Source organism: Pseudomonas sp. A39, assembly GCF_058145955.1.
In genome coordinates, this window is the sequence record NZ_JBYVMD010000001.1 from 102,811 (window position 1) to 120,393 (window position 17,583).

The following is a 17,583-nucleotide window of genomic DNA, read 5'->3' on the forward strand; positions in this document are numbered from 1 at the left end:
CAGATACATTTTGGAAGGCTTAGTGGTTCACGTCGGCGATCGTCCTGCGAATCAGAAGGGAGGCAAAGCCTAACCCGCCTTGGCTTTTTTCGGCAAGTCCGCCGCCAGTTGTTCAAGGAACATCGCCAAGGCGACCTCTTCGGCCTTGAGCCCTTTGCGCAGTCGCGGCTTAGGCAGCTTGGAGAGTTCGCCCAGGCTGAAATGCTCCAGTACGGCGGGGTGGATGTAGCACTTGCGGCACACCGCCGGGGTGTTGCCCAACTGCTTGGCGACGTCCTTGACCATCGCCACGACGTGTCGCTTGGCATCGGACTCAGGCTGCCACTCCAATTCCCGCAACACCGCCAGCGCCATGGCCGTGCCGGCCCAGGTGCGGTAGTCCTTGGCGGTGAAGTCCGCACCGGTGAGGCTGTGCAGGTATTCATTCACGTCCTGGGAGCTGACAGTGTGCCGCTCGCCGTCTTCGTCCAGGTACTGGAACAGGTTCTGCCCCGGCAATTCCAGGCAGCGCTTGACCACCGTGGCCAGGCGCCGATCCTTGACGCTGATCTGATGCTCCACGCCACTCTTGCCGCGAAACTGGAACTGGATCTCGCTGCCTTTCACATCCACGTGGCGGGTGCGCAGGGTGGTCAGCCCGTAGGATTTGTTGTCCCGCGCATATTGGGTATTGCCGACGCGGATCAGCGTAGCGTCCAACAGCATCACCACGGTGGCCAAGACTTTTTCGCGAGTGAAACCGGGCTCGGCGATTTTCGCTTCCAATTGTTTGCGTAATGTCGGCAGGGCGTTGCCGAATTCCTGCAACCGGGCGTACTTGTCGCTGTCGCGCACTTCACGCCAACGCCCGTGATAGCGGTACTGCTTACGCCCGCGTGCATCGCGGCCGGTGGCTTGCAGGTGGCCGCGCGGGTCGGCGCAGATCCACACATCGGTGTAGGCCGGTGGGACCGCCAGGGCGTTGAGGCGCTTGATCTCATCGGCGTCGGTGATGCGTACGCCCTTGGGGTCGAAATACTGGAACTTGCCGCGCACCGTCTTGCGACGGATGCCAGGCTGGGTGTCGTCAACGTAATGCAGGTCGCGGGGCAGCGCAGAGTCGGACATGGGACGGGTTCCTTGGCAACAAATCAGGCCGGTATGTCTGATTGACCGCAGCCGTATGCGGTCGTGCCAAAAGGTTGTTCACGCCAGCACGGCGACCGCCTTGATCTGCGCCCACAGCGTCTGGCCGGGGTGCAATTGCAGTTGGTCGCGGGAAAAGCGCGTGATGCGCGCCAGCAACGGCGTGCCCCCCGCGTCCAGGCGCACCAGCACGTGCGCGCTGTTGTCCGCCGAGATCTCCTGAATGACCCTCACCGGCAAGCGGTTGAGGATGCTGCTGTGTTCCTCGGCCTGCAGGCTCAGGCTGACATCACGCGCCTGTACCTTGATGCGCAGCGCTTTTCCCACGGCCAGCGGTGCATGGGCCACACGCATGTGCAGGGCGCTGGCGGGCAGCTGCAGGGTGAGCAACTGGTAGTGATCGTCGTAGGCGTTGACCGTGCCGTTGATCACCACACCTGCGTCGTCGCCCAACGCCAGGGGCAGGTCCAGCCGCGCCAGGGTTTCGCCGATGGGGCCGCTGGCCAAGGCCTTGCCGTCGCTGAGCAACACGATGTGATCGGCCAGGCGCGCCACCTCATCCTGAGCATGGCTGACGTACAGTACCGGGATATCCAGCTCATCGTGCAGGCGTTCGAGGTACGGCAGGATCTCGCCTTTGCGCTGGCTGTCGAGGGCGGCCAGCGGCTCGTCCATCAACAGCAGGCTTGGGCTGGTGAGCAACGCGCGGGCGATGCCGATGCGTTGGCGTTCACCGCCGGAGAGGTGCTGGGGATGGCGGTCAAGCAGGTGACCGATGCCCAGCAACTCGGTGGCCTGGGCCATGTCCACACGGCGCTGCTGCCGAGGAATGCGCTTGAGGCCGAACGCCAAGTTGTCCCGCACCGACAGATGCGCAAACAGGCTGGCCTCCTGAAACACGTAACCTAGCGCGCGCTTATGCGGGGGGACAAACCGCCCGTTGCGGCTGTCTTGCCAGACTTCATCGTTAATCTGGATAAAACCGTCTCCGGCGCGCTCCAGTCCGGCGATACAGCGCAGGCACGTGGTCTTGCCGGAGCCGGAATGCCCATACAGCGCGGTCACCCCGCGGCCGGGCAGGTGCAGGTCGACGTCGAGAGCAAAGCCCGAATACTGGAGGTGCAGGCGTACATCAATCATCGACATCAGCTCCAGCCCATCTTGGTTTTACGGCTGGAATAGAGCGCCAGCAACACCAGGAACGCGAACACCACCATGGCGCCGGCCAGCCAATGGGCCTGGGCATATTCCATGGCTTCCACGTGGTCGTAGATCTGTACGGACACCACCCGGGTCTTGTCCGGGATATTGCCGCCGATCATCAGCACCACGCCGAATTCACCGACGGTGTGCGCGAAACCGAGGATCGAAGCGGTGATGAAACCTGGACGCGCCAGGGGCAGGATCACGCTAAAAAACGTATCCCAGGGATTGGCGCGCAAGGTAGCCGCCACTTCCAGCGGGCGCGTGCCGATGGCGGAGAAGGCGTTTTGCAACGGCTGCACCACAAACGGCATGGAATAGATCACCGAGCCGATGACCAGCCCGGCGAAGCTGAAGGTGAGAGTGCCCAGGCCCAGCCACTGGGTGAACTGGCCGAAATAGCCATTGGGGCCCATGGTCAACAGCAGGTAGAAGCCGATCACCGTCGGTGGCAACACCAACGGCAAGGCGACGACGGCGCCGATGGGGCCGCGCCACCAGGAGCGGGTGCGCGACAGCCACAGGGCAATCGGAGTGCCGATAACCAGCAGGATCACGGTGGTCAGTGACGCCAGCTTGATGGTCAGCCAGATAGCGGAAAAATCGGCACTCGATAACGGCATTTACTTGGCCAGCTCGTAACCGTAGGACTTGATGACGGCAGCGGCTTTAGGCCCCTTGAGGTACTCAACCAGTGCCTTGGCAGCCGCGCTGTCCTTGCCCTTGTTGAGGATCACTGCGTCCTGTTTGATCGGGTCATGCATCGCGGCTGGAACAATCCAGGCCGAACCGCTGGTGACTTTGCCGTCTTTGTAGATCTGCGACAAGGCGACAAAACCCAGCTCGGCGTTGCCGGTGGACACGAACTGATAGGCCTGGGTGATGTTCTGGCCTTCGACGAGCTTGTCTTTGACCTTCTCGGTCAGACCTTCCTTGGCCAACACCTGGGTGGCGGCGAGGCCGTAGGGTGCGGCTTTGGGGTTGGCGATGGAGAGGTGCCGGAATTCGTTTTTCTTCAGCACGTCACCTTTGGCGTCCACGTAGCCTTCTTTGGCCGACCACAGCGCGAGGGTGCCGACGGCGTAGGTGAAGCGTGAGCCCTTGACAGTGTCGCCTTCGGTTTCGAGTTTTTGCGGCGTGGTGTCGTCGGCGCTCAGGAACACTTCGAAGGGCGCGCCGTTCTTGATCTGGGTGTAGAACTGGCCGGTGGCACCGTAGGCGGCGACCAACTTGTGGCCGGTGTCTTTCTCGAAGTCGGCGGCAATCGCCTGGATCGGTGCGGTGAAGTTGGCGGCCACGGCCACCTGGACTTCATCGGCCTGCGCCGAACCGAAGGCGAGGGCAGCGACCAGGACGGCCAAGCGTGAGGCGTGAATCTTCATGAAGCAGCTCCTTTGAATCTGTACGGCTTGTTATAGGGAGAAGGCCTTACCGCTATGTATGGGAATATATAGCGGTTGGCCATTGCCGGTACAGTGCAAAGTTGCCACAGCTGAAGGTTCTAGTTGAACTTGGCCAACGCCTGCTCCGCCAGTTCGCGGGTCAGCTCATATGTGGTGATGTCTTTGCCCAGGCGCAGGGCCTGGCCGGACCACAGGTTACTGAAGCCTGCCTCATCCTTGGCCTTGAGCGGTATCAGCGCACCGCCGGAGGTCGGGAAGGCCGGCGCGGCCGGGTTGATCGCACCGAGCTCACGCATGACCCGGTTGACGATGCCGCGTGCGGGGCGACCGGTGAACAGGTTGGTCAGCGCGGTTTCGCTGGCCTGGGCGTGGCGCAGTGCGTGATGGTGGGACGCGGTGACATTGGCTTCGGGGGTAAACAGGTACGCCGTACCAATCTGCACCGCCGAGGCGCCCAGGGCGAATGCCGCGACAATCCCACGTGCATCACCGATGCCGCCGGCGGCAATCACCGGCACGCTGACGGCGTCGACCACTTGCGGCACCAGGGCGAACAAGCCGATCTGGGTGTTGAGGTCATCGCTGAGAAACAAGCCACGATGCCCACCCGCTTCACTGCCCATGGCGATGATTGCATCGCAGCCGTGCTGTTCCAGCCAGAGGGCTTCTTCGACGGTGGTGGCCGAGGACAGCACTTTCGCACCCGTGGCTTTTACTCGGTCCAACAGGGATTTTTCCGGCAGGCCAAAGTGGAAACTGACCACCTCTGGGCGAAACTCTTCAACCACCTGGCAAGCCGCTTCGTTGAACGGTTCGCGGTTGGAGACCGGGGTTGGCGCGTCATAGTCGGCACCCAATTCGCGGTAGTAGGGCTCCAGCAACGCCTTCCAGTGTTGATCACGCGCTGCATCGGGCGCGGGCGGTTGGTGGCAGAAAAAATTGACGTTGATCGGCCGTGCGCCGGCCTGGCGGATAGTGCTCAGCGCGTCGCGCAGTTGCTCGATGCTCAGCGCGGCCGCCGGTAATGAACCCAGCGCACCCGCAGCGTTGGCGGCAATGACCATGGCCGTGGTGGTGCCGACGGCCATGGGGGCCTGGATGATCGGCACGTCGATGCCCAGCAGGTCGAGAATTCGGGTGTCTGGCCAGGTGCTCATGGAATGCGTCTCCAGCGTCAGTGAGGCTTTTCGCTGTTGTAACAGGGCCATTGGCACCCGGCCAGTCTGTTTTATTCACTGGACGAACGTGTGCGTTCGTGGCGCGCCATCAGTTGATGGCGTTGCCCAGTACCGTGTGAATCCGCTCGGCGATATGCGCCGCATGGGTTTCCAGGGCGAAGTGGCCGGTGTCCAGCAGTTCCACCACCGCGTTGGGGTTGTCGGTTTTATAGGCGTGCGCACCTGGCGGGATGAAGAACGGATCGTTCTGGCCCCAGATCACCAGTGTCGGCACTTGCGTGGCGTTGAAGAAGGCCTGGAATGCCGGGTAGAGCGTCAGGTTATTACGGTAGTCGAGGAACAGGTCCAGCTGGATCTCGTCGTTGCCGGGGCGCTGCATGAGCAGTACGTCGAGCATGTAGGCTTCGGGCGCCACCCGTTCGGGCTGATTCACACCATGCAGGTACTGGTAGCGCGTGCCTTCGAGGCTGATCACGGCGTTGCGGATCACTTCACGGTTGGCTCGGCTCGGCTCGGCCCAGTAGGTACGAATCGGCGCCCAGGCATCGCCCAGGCCTTCCAGGTAGGCGTTGCCATTTTGCGACACCAACGCGCTGACCCGTTCCGGGTGCGCCACCGCCAGGCGCAGACCGACCGGCGCACCGTAATCGAAGACGTACAGGGCGTAGCGGCTCAACGCCAACGCCTCGACAAAATGCCCCACCGTGATCGCCAGGTTATCGAAACTGTAGAGGTAATCGCGTTCGGCCGGCACCTCGGTAAAGCCGAAACCCGGCAAATCCGGGGCGATCACCCGGAATCGCGTGGCGAGTAAAGGGATCAGGTCGCGGAACATATGCGACGAACTGGGGAAGCCATGCAGCAACAACATGACCGGGGCCGACGGAGCACCGGCCTCACGGTAGAACATGCGTACGCCGTCGACATCAACGTGACGGTAATGGATGACGGGGGCTGGAGTGGTCATGAGGTCTGTACCTTAGTAACTAGATTAAATTGATTTACGGGTTACCGTTTTTAAAAACTGCGCCTGAATAGGTAACCTGTCAAACGTTTTATTCAGGTTATAAAATCATTTTCTGTAACTACCCTTGAGAAGAAATACAGGTTACGATCCGCAGATGCTCAAGAGGATCCGCCATGACCACCCACGTACTTCCGGAACCCTATGTCCTTGCCGATGACCCGGTACTGGACATGCTCAATACCCGCGCCAATGTCGACGGTGAGCCCTTTGAGTTCTGGCAGGCCGACGCCGATGTCGAGCGCTGGCTGGTGCGCTTGGGCTGGGTGGAAGAGGGCGAGGTGCCGGCGTTTGACGCGGGGGCTTTACTGGCGACGGCCAGGACGCTGCGGGAAGTGATTCGAGTGTTGCTTGAGGCACGCAAGGCGGGCGAGCAGGCCGACCCCGCCGCGCTCAATGGTTTTTTGCGCAAGGCGGTCAGCCATCCGCAGCTCAGCTGGCCGGCGCCGGGTGAAGTGCACCTGGTGCGTCAACGCAAACGACAAACGCCGGAGCAGTTTCTTTCACCGATTGCCGAAGCGGCTGCCGCCTTGCTGGTGGACGCAGATTTCAACTTGATCCGTACCTGCGAGCATCCCGACTGCGTGTTGTGGTTCTACGACCGTACCAAGGCGCATAAGCGTCGTTGGTGCAGCATGGCGTTGTGTGGCAACCGTCATAAAGTCGCCGAGTTTCGCAAGCGCAAGCTGGGTTAGGCCTCGCTTTCACGCGCCAGCAATTGCTGCTTGCGCTCCACGCCCCAGCGGTAGCCGGAGAGCTCGCCATTACTGCGTACTACGCGGTGACAGGGTATTGCCACCGCGATGCTGTTTGCACCACAGGCCTGGGCCACGGCGCGGAAGGACTTTGGCGCGCCGATGCGCTCAGCGATCTGCGCGTAGCTGGCCGTGCTCCCCGGAGGAATCTCACGCAAGGCTTGCCACACCCGCTCCTGAAACGCCGTGCCGCGCAGGTCCAGCGGCAGGTCCAGGCCGAGCGCGGGCGCTTCGATAAACCCCACGACCTGTGCGACCAACTGTTCGAAGCGCGGGTCGGCGCCGACCAGCTCGGCCTTGGGAAACTGATCCTGCAGGTCGCGCACCAGTTGGTCCGGGTCATCCCCCAGCAGAATCGCGCACACGCCACGGGTGCTTTGTGCCACCAGGATCGCACCCAGCGAGCACTGCCCGACGGCAAACAGAATCGCGTTGTTAGTGCCGCCGGCCTTGTAGTCACTGGGCGTCATGCCGAGCAATTGATTGGCCGATTCATAAAAACGGCTGTTGGAATTGAAGCCTGCGTCATACAGCGCATCCGTCACCGAGTGCGAGCCCTTGAGGCCATCGCGCACTTTGCGTGAACGATGGGCACTGGCGTAGCCCTTGGGGGTCAGGCCGGTGATGGCTTTGAACACGCGATGAAAATGGAAGGGGCTCAGTTTGGCGTGCGTGGCCAGCGTGTTCAGGCTGGGCGGGGTGTCGGACTGTTCGATATGGCGGCAGGCGTCGGCCACCAGTTGCGCATGGTGCGCCGCAAGCTGGGTCTGGTCCCCGGCCGCGCGCTTGCTGGCGCGATAACCCGCGGCTTCGGCCTGTGCCGGGGTGTCGAAGAATTCGATATTTTCCGGGCGCGGCAAGCGCGAAGCGCTGCTGGGGCGGCAGTACACGCCGGTGGTCTTCACGCCGTAGACGAACAACGCATCGGCCTTGGGGTCGCGGGCGAGAATGGCTGCCCAGCGCGGATCTTGTTCGATACTCATGGTCGGCACTCTTGACGGTTCCTGGCCAGATTAGTCATGCCGTGAACCCATGGCACTCTGAAGCTTGCGGTCAAATCAGCCGGCGGTGCGAAAGGTCAGGTTGATGCGTTGCGGCCCCATGACCGGGTGCACGCCATCCTTGATCGGCATCACGCCGTGAAAACGCAGGCGGTCCACACCGCCCCAGACCACCACGTCGCCATGGAACAGCGAGACTTTCTGAGCCTTGGCACTGCGCTCATGCCCGCCAAACAGAAAAATCGCCGGTAACCCCAGCGACACCGACACCACCGGTTCGCTGTAGCGGCGCTCGTTCTTGTCCTGGTGCAGGGACATCTTTGCACCCGGTACATAACGGTTGATCAGGCAGGCGTCGGGGGCAAAGTCGACAAAGCCGGCGTCTGCCGCCGCCAGCACAGCCAATTGCCGCAAGGTGTCCGGCATGTGCGGCCAGGGCTGCTGGGTGCGCGGGTCGAGTGGTGAGTAGCGGTAACCGGAAGTGTCGGTGGTCCAGCCCAGGTCGCCGCAGCTGCTTAATGCGGCCGACATAGTGAAGCCACCGGGTGTGACCATTTGCCGGAAGGGTGATTGAGCCAGCACCTGCCGTAACTCCGGCAGAAGGCGCTCAATCCAGGGCAGGGCGTAGCCCCTGAGCACGTAGGACTGTTCGCCAATTTGTTCGCGCCCAGCGGGTTGCTGCAAGGCGTCATCGGCGAACAGGTCAGCGGTGGGGCCGGGCATCGGCTTACAGCGCCTTGCTCACATTGATGTCGGTGATTTCATCACCGGCATCGTGAATCTTCGCCAGGGCTTGCTTGGCTTCTTCGACGCTGTTGGTCTGCAGTTGAGCGAACTCAAAGCGGCGTTCGCCGTTGAGCTTGTACTTGATCACGTATTTGGTGGTGGCAGTCACGGCTATTTCCTTTGGATGGCGGATCAGCTCAGCTTGGAGCTGGTACGACGCACAATGCGGATCTTGTGGGACAGCGCGGGTTTGCGGGTCACGCTGATGGCGCGGCGCGTGACGACGTCCAGGGTGATGTTCCAGAACCCGGTGCTCGGCGCGGTGATTTTGGCTGGGAATTTGTCAAATGCGCCACCGTGGTAAGTGTGGCGGCCGCCGTTCTTGAAGCTGCGAAAATTCGCATCGCTCATCAGACGAATATTACAAGTCTGCGAGCATTCGATGACAACAATGTCTCCCTCGTTGAGGTGCTCGCGCTGGTGGATGAATTTCATTGGGGGTGTCTCCAGAAGGGCTTTTTCTGAAAAATCAGAACGATACGTAGGTTAAGATGGAGTTTATCAGCCCCAGCGCGTTTATTATCGGCCCGTCTTCAACGACGTCGACAATTTAAAACAGTTATTTACCGAGTTATCAGGGATAAATCCTACGTGGGCGGGAGAAAAATACCATCCCCGCTGTCGTAGGGTCTTTATCGGAGGTTTTATATGAAGTGGAGTGTGTTGGTTCTGGCCCTGGCGATTGGTGGGTGTGCTTCGGTTGCAGATATCAAGCAGACCCCGCCGACCTTGGCGGTCATTTCCGGGAAGAAACCTCAGGAATACGCCGCGTGTGTGGTACAGAAACTGTCGGCGACCCGCCGGCCGCCGCAGATCGAACCGCATAAGGACGGTGGCGTGCAGGTGATCGTGCCGCAAAAGTTTTCAGCCGACCCATCGGCGATTTTTGAAATTGATGAACGTTCCAGCGGTAGCAGCATCAAGCTCTACGAGAGCATGTCCAATGTGCCGATCCGTCCGGGTGACGTGAAAAAGGCTGGCGAAGAGTGCATTTCCGGCTGATACAGCGCGCTTCACCCGCGACTCGAATCCGATAAAAGAGCCTGGCCCCGCACGCGTGGGGCCGGGCTTTTTTTATGACACGTTTTGAGTGTTGTCGCGACGGGCTCATTCCCCTACCATTTGTAGGCTTATACCATAAACGCCTAAGCTTATAACTATAAAATGGAGGGGTGATGATGTCTCTGGGACGAGTGCTGATGGGCAGTGCGCTGATGTTGCTGTTGGGCAACGCTCACGCGCTGGAGGGGAAGAAGATCTTTGCCGAGGGCGGCTCGCAACCGGGCGCCATGCCCTGCGTCGCCTGCCATGGTGCCGATGGCGCGGGTATTTCCGCAGCGGGTTTCCCCAGGCTGGCGGGGCTGCCGGCGGCGTATGTGCGTAAACAACTGGAGGACTTCAAGCGCGGCAGTCGCGTCAATCCGGTGATGCAGCCGCTGGCGAACGCCCTCACCGACGCTGAAGTCGAAGCCGTCAGCGAGGCGCTGGCGGCGATGCCGGCCTTTGTCCCCGAACCGATCCAGCGCAGCGAGATGCCCCTCGGTGCTGCGCAAAAGCTTGCACAGCAGGGCGCGTGGGAGCGACAGATTCCGCCATGCGCCAGTTGCCATGGCCCCGCCGGTACGGGGGTAGGCGACGCGTTTCCACCGCTGGTGGGCCAGCCCGCAGCCTACCTGGCCGCCCAGTTGACGGCGTGGCAAAACGGAACTCGTCACAATGACCCGAATGACTTGATGGGCCACATCGCCAAATCCCTCACACCGGAGGAAGTACAGGCCGTGGCCGAGTATTTCGCGTCGCTTAAACAGGAGGCCAAGCCATGAGCCCGTTTATGCATGGCTTGGCGCTGGCGGCGTTCGGTCTGTCGTCAGCGTATGCCGCCACGATTGCCATGGAAGATCAGTCGCAGTTGCCGCCATCCGCCAGCCACGCGGCGGTCGCTCAATTCCAACCGCCTCAAGAGCGCGAGCTGCCTGACAACGCCTACGGCAAGCTGGTCAAGCAAGGCTACGCGCTGTTCGTGGATACCAAGCGCCTGGCGCCGACATTTGTCGGTAACGGACTCAATTGCAGCAATTGCCATCTGGATCAGGGCCGGTTGGCCCATTCGGCGCCACTGTGGGCGGCCTACCCGATGTACCCGGCCTATCGAAAGAAGAATGACAAGGTCAATACCTTCGCCGAGCGGTTGCAGGGCTGTTTCCAGTTCAGCATGAACGGTGGCACCCCGCCGGCTGCTGATAGCCCCGAAATTACCGCACTCTCCGTGTATGCCTACTGGCTGGCGAGCAAGGCACCTTTGGGCGTGGAGTTACCGGGCCGTGGTTACCCGGACGTGGTCCAGCCGGCCAAGGGTTATGACCTGTCCCAAGGTGGGCAGGTGTACAAAGAGCAATGCGCCGTCTGCCACGGTGCCGAGGGGCAGGGCCAGAAAGTGGGTGACAGCTACGTGATGCCACCGCTCTGGGGTAAGGATTCCTACAATTGGGGCGCGGGGATGCACCGTATCAATACGGCGGCGTCTTTCATCAAACACAACATGCCGCTGGGCAAGGGTGGCAGCCTGAGTGATCAGCAAGCCTGGGACGTGGCCGCCTACATCAACAGCCGCGAACGGCCGCAGGATCCGCGACTGGTGGAGGGTTCCGTGGAGAAAACCAGGGTTAAATTCCATGCCAATGACGGGATCAATCTTTACGGCCAAACCGTAGAAGGCGTGCTGATTGGGCAGGGCATCCGTTAAACTCTCGGTCAATCAATGCAAAAATGCCGCGCAAACTCTCGGTTTGTGCGGCATTTGTCTTTTTAGGGAAGTCTTTCATGAAGCGTGAACACGTCAGGGCGCGCCAGGCCGAAGGCCAGATATCGGCCACTCACATCATCCAGAACCCAGCCGACCTGGGGGAGTGGATCGTTTTTTTCAAGAAAAGCGGTGGCCGCAGTTTTTTCCTGGTGGACGATCAGGATGAAGTCGAGTCTTTCCCGCGTCTGGATGAGCTGGTGGAGACTATCCGTGGCCTGGGAATCAAGTTTGCCGATATTCAGCTGTAGGCGTAACGCTTACTTGCAGACCACCACCACGCTGCGGCTTTTGAAGTTGCCCACGTCCTGGCCGAGGGTCTTTTCACTTTCCTTGAGCGAGGGTGTGCCTTCGGTGCCGACGATACGGTAGCCGGTGCCCGCACACGAAGCGTCAGCCTTTTCGTAGCAACTGGCCCAGGAATTGGCTTCGCCCGAGCAGTCGATGGTCAGGCCTTGTTCGCCGTTTTTCAGGAAGACGTCGGAAGTGGTGGTGCACCCGGCCAGGGTCAGTACCGCGGTCAGTGCCAGAATCTTGTTCATATAGGTTCATCATCGAGGGTGTTGGAGGGGCGCTGACACTGTCGTGGGGCGTTCCGGCGAGATTATAGCGAACTGCCATCTACGTACAGACAAACACAAAAAAGCCCCGTTCATCGGGGCTTTTTGCGCAGGGCGTTGACGCTTACTTGCCCTTGGGCCGTTTGCTCGATGCGTGGCCCGCTTCATCCACAAACACTTCGGCTACGGCAATAGCCTGGCTTTCGCTCGCGAATGCGCCAGCGACGCTGTCGCCGTGGAAGTTGATCAGGTGCCAGCCGTCCGCTCGCTTGGTGATCAGGTAGCCGTTCACGCCTTTTGGTTCTGACATCTATCAAGTATCTCGTGGTCTGGTTCAAGGGCGTAATGATAGCGCCAAATGTCGCGGGGCCGCGCAAGTTATTCTCGGTCAGTGTTCTGAGCCTGAAAGCATGCTAAAAAGGTTGCAGCCCTCTGAAAACAGGAGGTGCAGGCATTTTTTGCCGTGCCGGTGAACATTCCCTCAACAACGTGAGCGGAACTTACGCCGACATTTTTTCTCTATGATGACATCGCAACGCCAGCAGGACCCATTGTAAGGTGACTGCGGCCTGATTAGACTGCGCCGAATTCCGTACGCACAGCCCTTTGTAAGGACTCATATGATCAAGAAATGCTTGTTCCCAGCAGCCGGTTACGGCACTCGCTTCTTGCCAGCGACCAAGGCCATGCCCAAAGAGATGCTGCCGGTGGTGAACAAGCCACTGATTCAGTACGGCGTCGAAGAGGCACTGGATGCCGGCCTGAACGAAATCTCCATCGTGACCGGTCGTGGTAAGCGCGCACTGGAAGACCACTTTGACATCAGCTACGAGCTGGAAAACCAGATCAAGGGCACCGACAAGGAAAAATACCTGGTCGGTATCCGCAAACTGCTCGACGAGTGCTCGTTCTCCTACACCCGTCAGACTCAGATGAAAGGCCTTGGCCACGCCATCCTCACCGGCCGTCCACTGATCGGCGACGAGCCGTTCGCCGTGGTACTGGCGGACGACCTGTGTGTGAACCTGGAAGGCGACGGTGTGCTGACCCAGATGGTCAAGCTCTACCAGAAATACCGTTGCACCATCGTTGCAGTGATGGAAGTGAACCCGACCGAAACCAACAAGTACGGCGTTATCGCCGGTGACGACATTGGCGATGGCCTGATCCGCGTACGTGACATGGTTGAAAAACCAGCACCGGAAGACGCGCCTTCGAACCTGGCGATCATCGGTCGTTACATCCTGACCCCGGATATCTTCAAACTGATCGAAGAAACCGAGCCAGGCAAAGGCGGCGAGATCCAGATCACCGACGCCCTGCTCAAGCAAGCCAAAGACGGTTGCGTGATTGCCTACAAGTTCAAGGGCCAGCGTTTCGACTGCGGCGGCGCTGAAGGCTACATCGAAGCGACCAACTTCTGCTACGAGCACTTCTACAAGACTGGCAAGGCTTACTGATTCACGGTAAACGTCGCCTGCTCTGAAAAAGCCACCTTCGGGTGGCTTTTTCGTTTTTCAGCCCCATCTAAGTCGGTATGCTGATGTCCTGCCGAGGAGAGTGAAATGGCCTACGATTTTGACCTGTATGTAATTGGCGCCGGTTCCGGCGGTGTTCGCGCGGCGCGCTTTGCCGCAGGCTTTGGCGCCAAAGTGGCAGTGGCGGAAAGCCGCTACCTGGGTGGCACCTGCGTGAACGTCGGCTGCGTGCCGAAAAAGCTGCTGGTGTACGGCGCACATTTTGCCGAAGATTTCGAACAGGCCAGCGGGTTTGGCTGGTCTCTGGGCGAAGCGAACTTTGATTGGGCGACCCTGATCGCCAACAAGGATCGTGAGATCAACCGTCTCAATGGCATCTACCGCAACCTGCTGGTGAACAGCGGCGTAACCCTGCATGAAGGGCATGCGCGCCTGGTTGATCCGCACCAGGTCGAGATCAACGGCGAACGTTTCACCGCCGAGCACATTCTGATCGCTACCGGCGGCTGGCCGCAGATTCCGGAGATTCCGGGACGTGAACACGCCATTGGCTCCAATGAAGCGTTCTTCCTCAAGGCGTTGCCCAAGCGCGTGCTGGTCGTCGGTGGGGGTTACATTGCCGTCGAGTTCGCGGGGATCTTCCATGGCCTGGGTGCCCAGACAACCCTGCTGTATCGCGGCGACCTGTTCCTGCGCGGCTTCGACGGTGCGGTGCGCACGCACCTGAAGGAAGAGTTGACCAAGCGCGGCCTGGACCTGCAGTTCAATGCCGATATCGAACGCATCGACAAGCAGGCCGACGGCAGCCTCAAGGCGACGTTGAAAGACGGCCGCGTGCTGGAAGCCGACTGTGTGTTCTACGCCACCGGGCGTCGCCCGATGCTGGACAACCTGGGGCTGGAGAACACTGGCGTCAAACTCGACAAGCGCGGCTTCGTTGAGGTGGATGACCAATACCAGACCGCCGAGGCATCGATCCTGGCCATTGGCGACGTGATCGGTCGTGTGCAACTGACACCGGTTGCCCTGGCCGAAGGCATGGCTGTGGCGCGTCGTCTGTTCAAGCCTGAGCAGTATCGCCCGGTGGATTACGCGATGATTCCGACGGCGGTGTTCAGCCTGCCGAACATCGGCACCGTAGGCCTGACCGAAGAAGAAGCGAAAGAGCAGGGCCATAAGGTACAGATCTTTGAAAGCCGTTTCCGGCCAATGAAGCTGACCCTGACCGAGTGCCAGGAAAAGACCCTGATGAAGCTGGTCGTCGACGCCGACACCGACAAAGTGCTGGGTTGCCACATGGTCGGCCCGGACGCGGGTGAGATCGTGCAAGGCCTGGCGATCGCGCTCAAGGCAGGCGCGACCAAGCGGCATTTCGATGAAACCATCGGCGTGCACCCTACGGCGGCGGAAGAGTTCGTCACCCTGCGCACGCCTGTGGCGGGCTGATCAGGCGTTGGGGGTTGCCTCTGGCGCCGCCGCAACGGTGGCTGCCAGGCGCAACGCCTCGATACTTGCCTGGGCCTTGATCAGCTCAAGCTCCAAGGTCTTGTTGGTGTGCTGGTGTTCGGTCAGCGCTTCCTGGCGTGACTGGCTCTCCAGCACTGCCACCCGCAGGCGTTCCTGAAGCAGGGTGCGTTCGTTATCAATCAGGCTGACCTGTTCACTTAGCTTGAGCTGTTGGGCCTGATCCTTGCGGGATTGCTCCTGCAGCGCCGTCAATTCCTTCGCCGTCACCCGATGCTCGATCAGCAGTCGCTCATTGTCGCGATGCAGTTGGGTGATTTCATCCTGACGCACCATGGCGCTCTGCTGTGCCTGGCGCAGCTCGGCCTGTACCTGCTGCAATTGGCCTTCGTGGCGGCGCTGTTCCTGTTCGCGCTGTTCCTTGATCGCATTGCGGTAATGCTCCAGGGCGTCGCGCGCATGCAGGTGCTTTTCTTCCAGCGAACGAATCTGTTCGTCCTTGTCGTTGATCCGTAACTCGTAATCACTGCACGCCTGGTTAAGCCCGGCGTTACGGGTTTGTTCGGTCTGCAGGCTGGTAGTGGCGGTTTGCAGGGCGGCGCTTTCTTCTGCCAGGGCTGCGGCCTGGATATCGAGTTGTTGCTGGAGTTGGCTTTGGGCGGCTTCCAGCGCCTCTACTTGGGCGAGCAGGGCGGTCTTTTGTTGCTCGAACTGTGCCAAGGCCAAGTCGATTGGCTCCTGGGCTTTCTCTTTCAGGCGTTGAGCCAGTCGCGCCACCAGCTCGCCAAGCTCGTCGTCGATCGGTGCTTCGGTGATGGTGACGCGGGTTTCGCTCTCATCCAACTCCTTCAAATAGCGATGAATCGTGGTTTTCGAGCCCGTGTTGCCCATCTCGATGCGTACAGCGTCGATGCTGGGGTTCTCGCCGCGGGCGAGGATCGCCAGGCGTGCCGTTTGAACTACTGCTTTATTAATGCCGCCGCGAGCCATGGGGTCTCCGTCGATTTCGTAGTGTGGTACATGGTATGTATATACGTACTATATCACGGATAAAAAGCCGTTGAAATTCATCAATTAACAGATGGGATATTGGCGTATTATCCCGTGTTATACGCATTTAACCGGCACATACACCTGCCAGCAGTACACAAAGGCCTCCCATGAGCGATCTGGATCGTTACCTCAACGCCGCCACCCGCGATAACACCCGCCGCAGTTATCGCGCGGCCATCGAGCACTTCGAAGTGAGTTGGGGCGGGTTCCTGCCGGCGACCAGCGATAGCGTGGCGCGCTATCTGGTCGCTCATGCGGGGGTATTGGCGGTGAATACCTTAAAGTTGCGGCTCTCGGCCCTGGCGCAGTGGCATACAAGCCAGGGCTTTCCCGACCCGACTAAAGCGCCGGTGGTGCGCAAGGTCTTAAAGGGCATCCGCGCCGTCCACCCGGCGCAGGAGAAGCAAGCCGAGCCTTTGCAGCTCAAGCATCTGGAGCAGGTGGTGGCGTCTCTTGAGGTTGAGGCGACAGCGGCAACGCAGGCGCAGGATCAGCCCCGATTGCTGCGCGCCAAGCGCGACACGGCGCTGATCCTGCTGGGGTTCTGGCGCGGCTTCCGTAGCGATGAGCTGTGCCGCCTCGACATCGAACATGTGCAGGCGACGCCCGGCGCCGGGATCAGCCTGTATCTGCCGCGCAGCAAAAGCGACCGCGACAACCTCGGCAAGACCTACCACACCCCGGCACTGTTGCGGTTGTGTCCGGTGCAGGCCTACAGCGAATGGCTCAGCGCCTCGGCCCTGGTACGCGGCCCGGTGTTTCGCGGCATCGATCGCTGGGGCAACCTGGGGGAGGAGGGCTTGCACCCCAACAGTGTGATCCCGCTGCTGCGCCAGGCGCTGGAGCGCGCCGGCATCCCTGCCGAGCAATACACCAGCCACTCATTGCGCCGTGGCTTTGCGACTTGGGCGCATCGCAGTGGCTGGGATTTGAAGTCGTTGATGAGTTACGTCGGCTGGAGCGACATGAAATCCGCCATGCGCTATGTTGAATCCACGCCCTTTATTGGCATGACCTTGGCGACCCAGCCGCTGCTTTGAGATTTCTTCTATTAATACAGTCACCTGATAGGGAAAACCAATCGTCAGCATCAGGTTTGCCAATGAGCCATCCGCCGAGAGAGTGGGTAGGATTCACTTCATCAACTTCTTCACCCCTTTTACAAACCTGACGGAGAGTCAACGATGCCTATCATCAACAGCCAAGTAAAACCGTTCAAAGCGACCGCCTACAAAAACGGCAACTTCGTAGATGTGTCCGACGCCGACCTGAAAGGCAAGTGGTCCGTTGTGTTCTTCTACCCAGCCGACTTCACCTTCGTTTGCCCAACCGAACTGGAAGACCTGGCTGACAACTACGCCGAATTCCAGAAGCTGGGCGTCGAAATCTACAGCGTGTCCACCGACACTCACTTTGCCCACGCTGCCTGGCACAACACTTCGCCAGCCATCGGCAAAATCCAGTACACCATGATCGGCGACCCAACCCTGACCATCTCCCGCAACTTCGACGTACTGATCGAAGAAGCTGGCCTGGCAGATCGCGGCACTTTCGTGATCAACCCAGAAGGTCAGATCAAGATCGTTGAGCTGAACGACGGCGGTGTTGGCCGTGACGCTTCCGAGCTGCTGCGCAAAATCAAGGCTGCCCAGTACGTCGCTGCCCACCCAGGCGAAGTGTGCCCAGCCAAGTGGAAAGAAGGCGAAGCCACCCTGGCTCCGTCCCTGGACCTGGTCGGCAAGATCTAAGTCTG

22 protein-coding genes are annotated in these 17,583 nt (G+C 60.3%); 9 read left to right on the forward strand and 13 right to left on the reverse strand.

The window, feature by feature from the left end; all coding sequences use genetic code 11:
- Positions 1-69: 69 nt before the first annotated feature.
- The 6 genes from AC3ZU9_RS00500 to AC3ZU9_RS00525 form a co-directional block, all read right to left on the reverse strand.
- A complete protein-coding gene (locus AC3ZU9_RS00500; protein WP_490090128.1) occupies positions 70-1,107 on the reverse strand; it encodes a DNA topoisomerase IB in 1,038 nt (345 codons plus the stop codon).
- A 78-nt stretch (positions 1,108-1,185) separates the two neighbouring features.
- The gene (gene modC / locus AC3ZU9_RS00505; protein WP_490090129.1) at positions 1,186-2,265 is read right to left on the reverse strand and encodes a molybdenum ABC transporter ATP-binding protein; all 1,080 of its coding nucleotides are present in this window, start codon (positions 2,263-2,265) and stop codon (positions 1,186-1,188) included.
- A 5-nt stretch (positions 2,266-2,270) separates the two neighbouring features.
- The gene (modB, locus tag AC3ZU9_RS00510; protein ID WP_046034197.1) at positions 2,271-2,951 is read right to left on the reverse strand and encodes a molybdate ABC transporter permease subunit; all 681 of its coding nucleotides are present in this window, start codon (positions 2,949-2,951) and stop codon (positions 2,271-2,273) included.
- Complete coding sequence (gene modA, locus AC3ZU9_RS00515; protein ID WP_012724154.1) at positions 2,952-3,710, reverse strand: molybdate ABC transporter substrate-binding protein; 759 nt, start codon at positions 3,708-3,710, stop codon at positions 2,952-2,954. It lies immediately after the preceding gene.
- A gap of 119 nt (positions 3,711-3,829) precedes the next feature.
- Positions 3,830-4,888, reverse strand: coding sequence for an NAD(P)H-dependent flavin oxidoreductase (locus AC3ZU9_RS00520; protein ID WP_490090130.1), 1,059 nt, complete (start codon positions 4,886-4,888; stop codon positions 3,830-3,832).
- A gap of 109 nt (positions 4,889-4,997) precedes the next feature.
- Positions 4,998-5,876 carry an alpha/beta fold hydrolase gene (locus AC3ZU9_RS00525; RefSeq protein WP_490090131.1) on the reverse strand — a complete coding sequence of 293 codons (879 nt, stop codon included), beginning with the start codon at positions 5,874-5,876 and terminating at the stop codon, positions 4,998-5,000.
- Between the two features lie 173 nt (positions 5,877-6,049).
- Between AC3ZU9_RS00525 and AC3ZU9_RS00530 the strand changes: the two genes are divergently transcribed.
- Positions 6,050-6,628, forward strand: coding sequence for a CGNR zinc finger domain-containing protein (locus AC3ZU9_RS00530; RefSeq protein ID WP_046034194.1), 579 nt, complete (start codon positions 6,050-6,052; stop codon positions 6,626-6,628).
- On the opposite strand, the gene ada is transcribed toward AC3ZU9_RS00530, so the two are convergent.
- From ada to AC3ZU9_RS00550, 4 genes are all read right to left on the reverse strand, one after another.
- A complete protein-coding gene (ada, locus tag AC3ZU9_RS00535) occupies positions 6,625-7,671 on the reverse strand; it encodes a bifunctional DNA-binding transcriptional regulator/O6-methylguanine-DNA methyltransferase Ada (protein ID WP_490090132.1) in 1,047 nt (348 codons plus the stop codon). The two genes, AC3ZU9_RS00530 and ada, sit on opposite strands and share 4 nt — an antisense overlap.
- Positions 7,672-7,746: 75 nt before the next feature.
- Positions 7,747-8,412 (reverse strand): DNA oxidative demethylase AlkB, encoded by a 666-nt coding sequence (gene alkB, locus AC3ZU9_RS00540; RefSeq protein WP_012724159.1) that lies wholly within the window; start codon positions 8,410-8,412, stop codon positions 7,747-7,749.
- Between the two features lie 4 nt (positions 8,413-8,416).
- Positions 8,417-8,584, reverse strand: a complete 168-nt coding sequence (locus AC3ZU9_RS00545; RefSeq protein WP_490090133.1) for a hypothetical protein — start codon at positions 8,582-8,584, stop codon at positions 8,417-8,419.
- 23 nt (positions 8,585-8,607) lie between these two features.
- A complete protein-coding gene (locus tag AC3ZU9_RS00550) occupies positions 8,608-8,910 on the reverse strand; it encodes a DUF1883 domain-containing protein (RefSeq protein WP_003191319.1) in 303 nt (100 codons plus the stop codon).
- Between the two features lie 213 nt (positions 8,911-9,123).
- On the opposite strand from AC3ZU9_RS00550, the gene AC3ZU9_RS00555 reads away from it, so the two are divergent.
- The 4 genes from AC3ZU9_RS00555 to AC3ZU9_RS00570 all read left to right on the forward strand — a co-directional run bounded on the left by AC3ZU9_RS00555 (position 9,124) and on the right by AC3ZU9_RS00570 (position 11,526).
- Positions 9,124-9,477 carry a hypothetical protein gene (locus tag AC3ZU9_RS00555; protein ID WP_012724161.1) on the forward strand — a complete coding sequence of 118 codons (354 nt, stop codon included), beginning with the start codon at positions 9,124-9,126 and terminating at the stop codon, positions 9,475-9,477.
- Positions 9,478-9,650: 173 nt separating this feature from the next.
- The gene (locus tag AC3ZU9_RS00560) at positions 9,651-10,298 is read left to right on the forward strand and encodes a c-type cytochrome (RefSeq protein ID WP_490090134.1); all 648 of its coding nucleotides are present in this window, start codon (positions 9,651-9,653) and stop codon (positions 10,296-10,298) included.
- Complete coding sequence (locus AC3ZU9_RS00565) at positions 10,295-11,218, forward strand: c-type cytochrome (RefSeq protein WP_490090135.1); 924 nt, start codon at positions 10,295-10,297, stop codon at positions 11,216-11,218. The genes AC3ZU9_RS00560 and AC3ZU9_RS00565 overlap by 4 nt, the downstream gene beginning before the upstream one ends.
- Positions 11,219-11,295: 77 nt before the next feature.
- Positions 11,296-11,526, forward strand: a complete 231-nt coding sequence (locus AC3ZU9_RS00570; RefSeq protein WP_012724164.1) for a hypothetical protein — start codon at positions 11,296-11,298, stop codon at positions 11,524-11,526.
- Positions 11,527-11,535: 9 nt separating this feature from the next.
- Here AC3ZU9_RS00570 and AC3ZU9_RS00575 read toward each other — a convergent pair whose 3' ends face one another.
- Both AC3ZU9_RS00575 and AC3ZU9_RS00580 read right to left on the reverse strand, forming a co-directional pair.
- Positions 11,536-11,817, reverse strand: a complete 282-nt coding sequence (locus AC3ZU9_RS00575; protein WP_012724165.1) for a YgdI/YgdR family lipoprotein — start codon at positions 11,815-11,817, stop codon at positions 11,536-11,538.
- 142 nt (positions 11,818-11,959) lie between these two features.
- On the reverse strand, positions 11,960-12,145 hold the full coding sequence (locus tag AC3ZU9_RS00580; RefSeq protein ID WP_012724166.1) for a hypothetical protein: 186 nt from the start codon (positions 12,143-12,145) through the stop codon (positions 11,960-11,962).
- A 310-nt stretch (positions 12,146-12,455) separates the two neighbouring features.
- On the opposite strand from AC3ZU9_RS00580, the gene galU reads away from it, so the two are divergent.
- Together galU and gorA are read left to right on the forward strand one after the other, a co-directional pair.
- Positions 12,456-13,295 carry a UTP--glucose-1-phosphate uridylyltransferase GalU gene (gene galU / locus AC3ZU9_RS00585; protein WP_003173830.1) on the forward strand — a complete coding sequence of 280 codons (840 nt, stop codon included), beginning with the start codon at positions 12,456-12,458 and terminating at the stop codon, positions 13,293-13,295.
- Between the two features lie 105 nt (positions 13,296-13,400).
- Positions 13,401-14,759 carry a glutathione-disulfide reductase gene (gene gorA / locus AC3ZU9_RS00590; protein ID WP_122811497.1) on the forward strand — a complete coding sequence of 453 codons (1,359 nt, stop codon included), beginning with the start codon at positions 13,401-13,403 and terminating at the stop codon, positions 14,757-14,759.
- Here the strand turns inward: gorA and AC3ZU9_RS00595 are convergent, their stop codons facing one another.
- Positions 14,760-15,767, reverse strand: a complete 1,008-nt coding sequence (locus tag AC3ZU9_RS00595) for a DNA-binding protein (RefSeq protein ID WP_093544550.1) — start codon at positions 15,765-15,767, stop codon at positions 14,760-14,762.
- A gap of 170 nt (positions 15,768-15,937) precedes the next feature.
- Between AC3ZU9_RS00595 and AC3ZU9_RS00600 the strand changes: the two genes are divergently transcribed.
- Both AC3ZU9_RS00600 and ahpC read left to right on the forward strand, forming a co-directional pair.
- Positions 15,938-16,870, forward strand: a complete 933-nt coding sequence (locus tag AC3ZU9_RS00600; protein WP_012724169.1) for a site-specific integrase — start codon at positions 15,938-15,940, stop codon at positions 16,868-16,870.
- 144 nt (positions 16,871-17,014) lie between these two features.
- Positions 17,015-17,578, forward strand: coding sequence for an alkyl hydroperoxide reductase subunit C (gene ahpC, locus AC3ZU9_RS00605; RefSeq protein ID WP_010210361.1), 564 nt, complete (start codon positions 17,015-17,017; stop codon positions 17,576-17,578).
- Positions 17,579-17,583 lie beyond the last annotated feature (5 nt).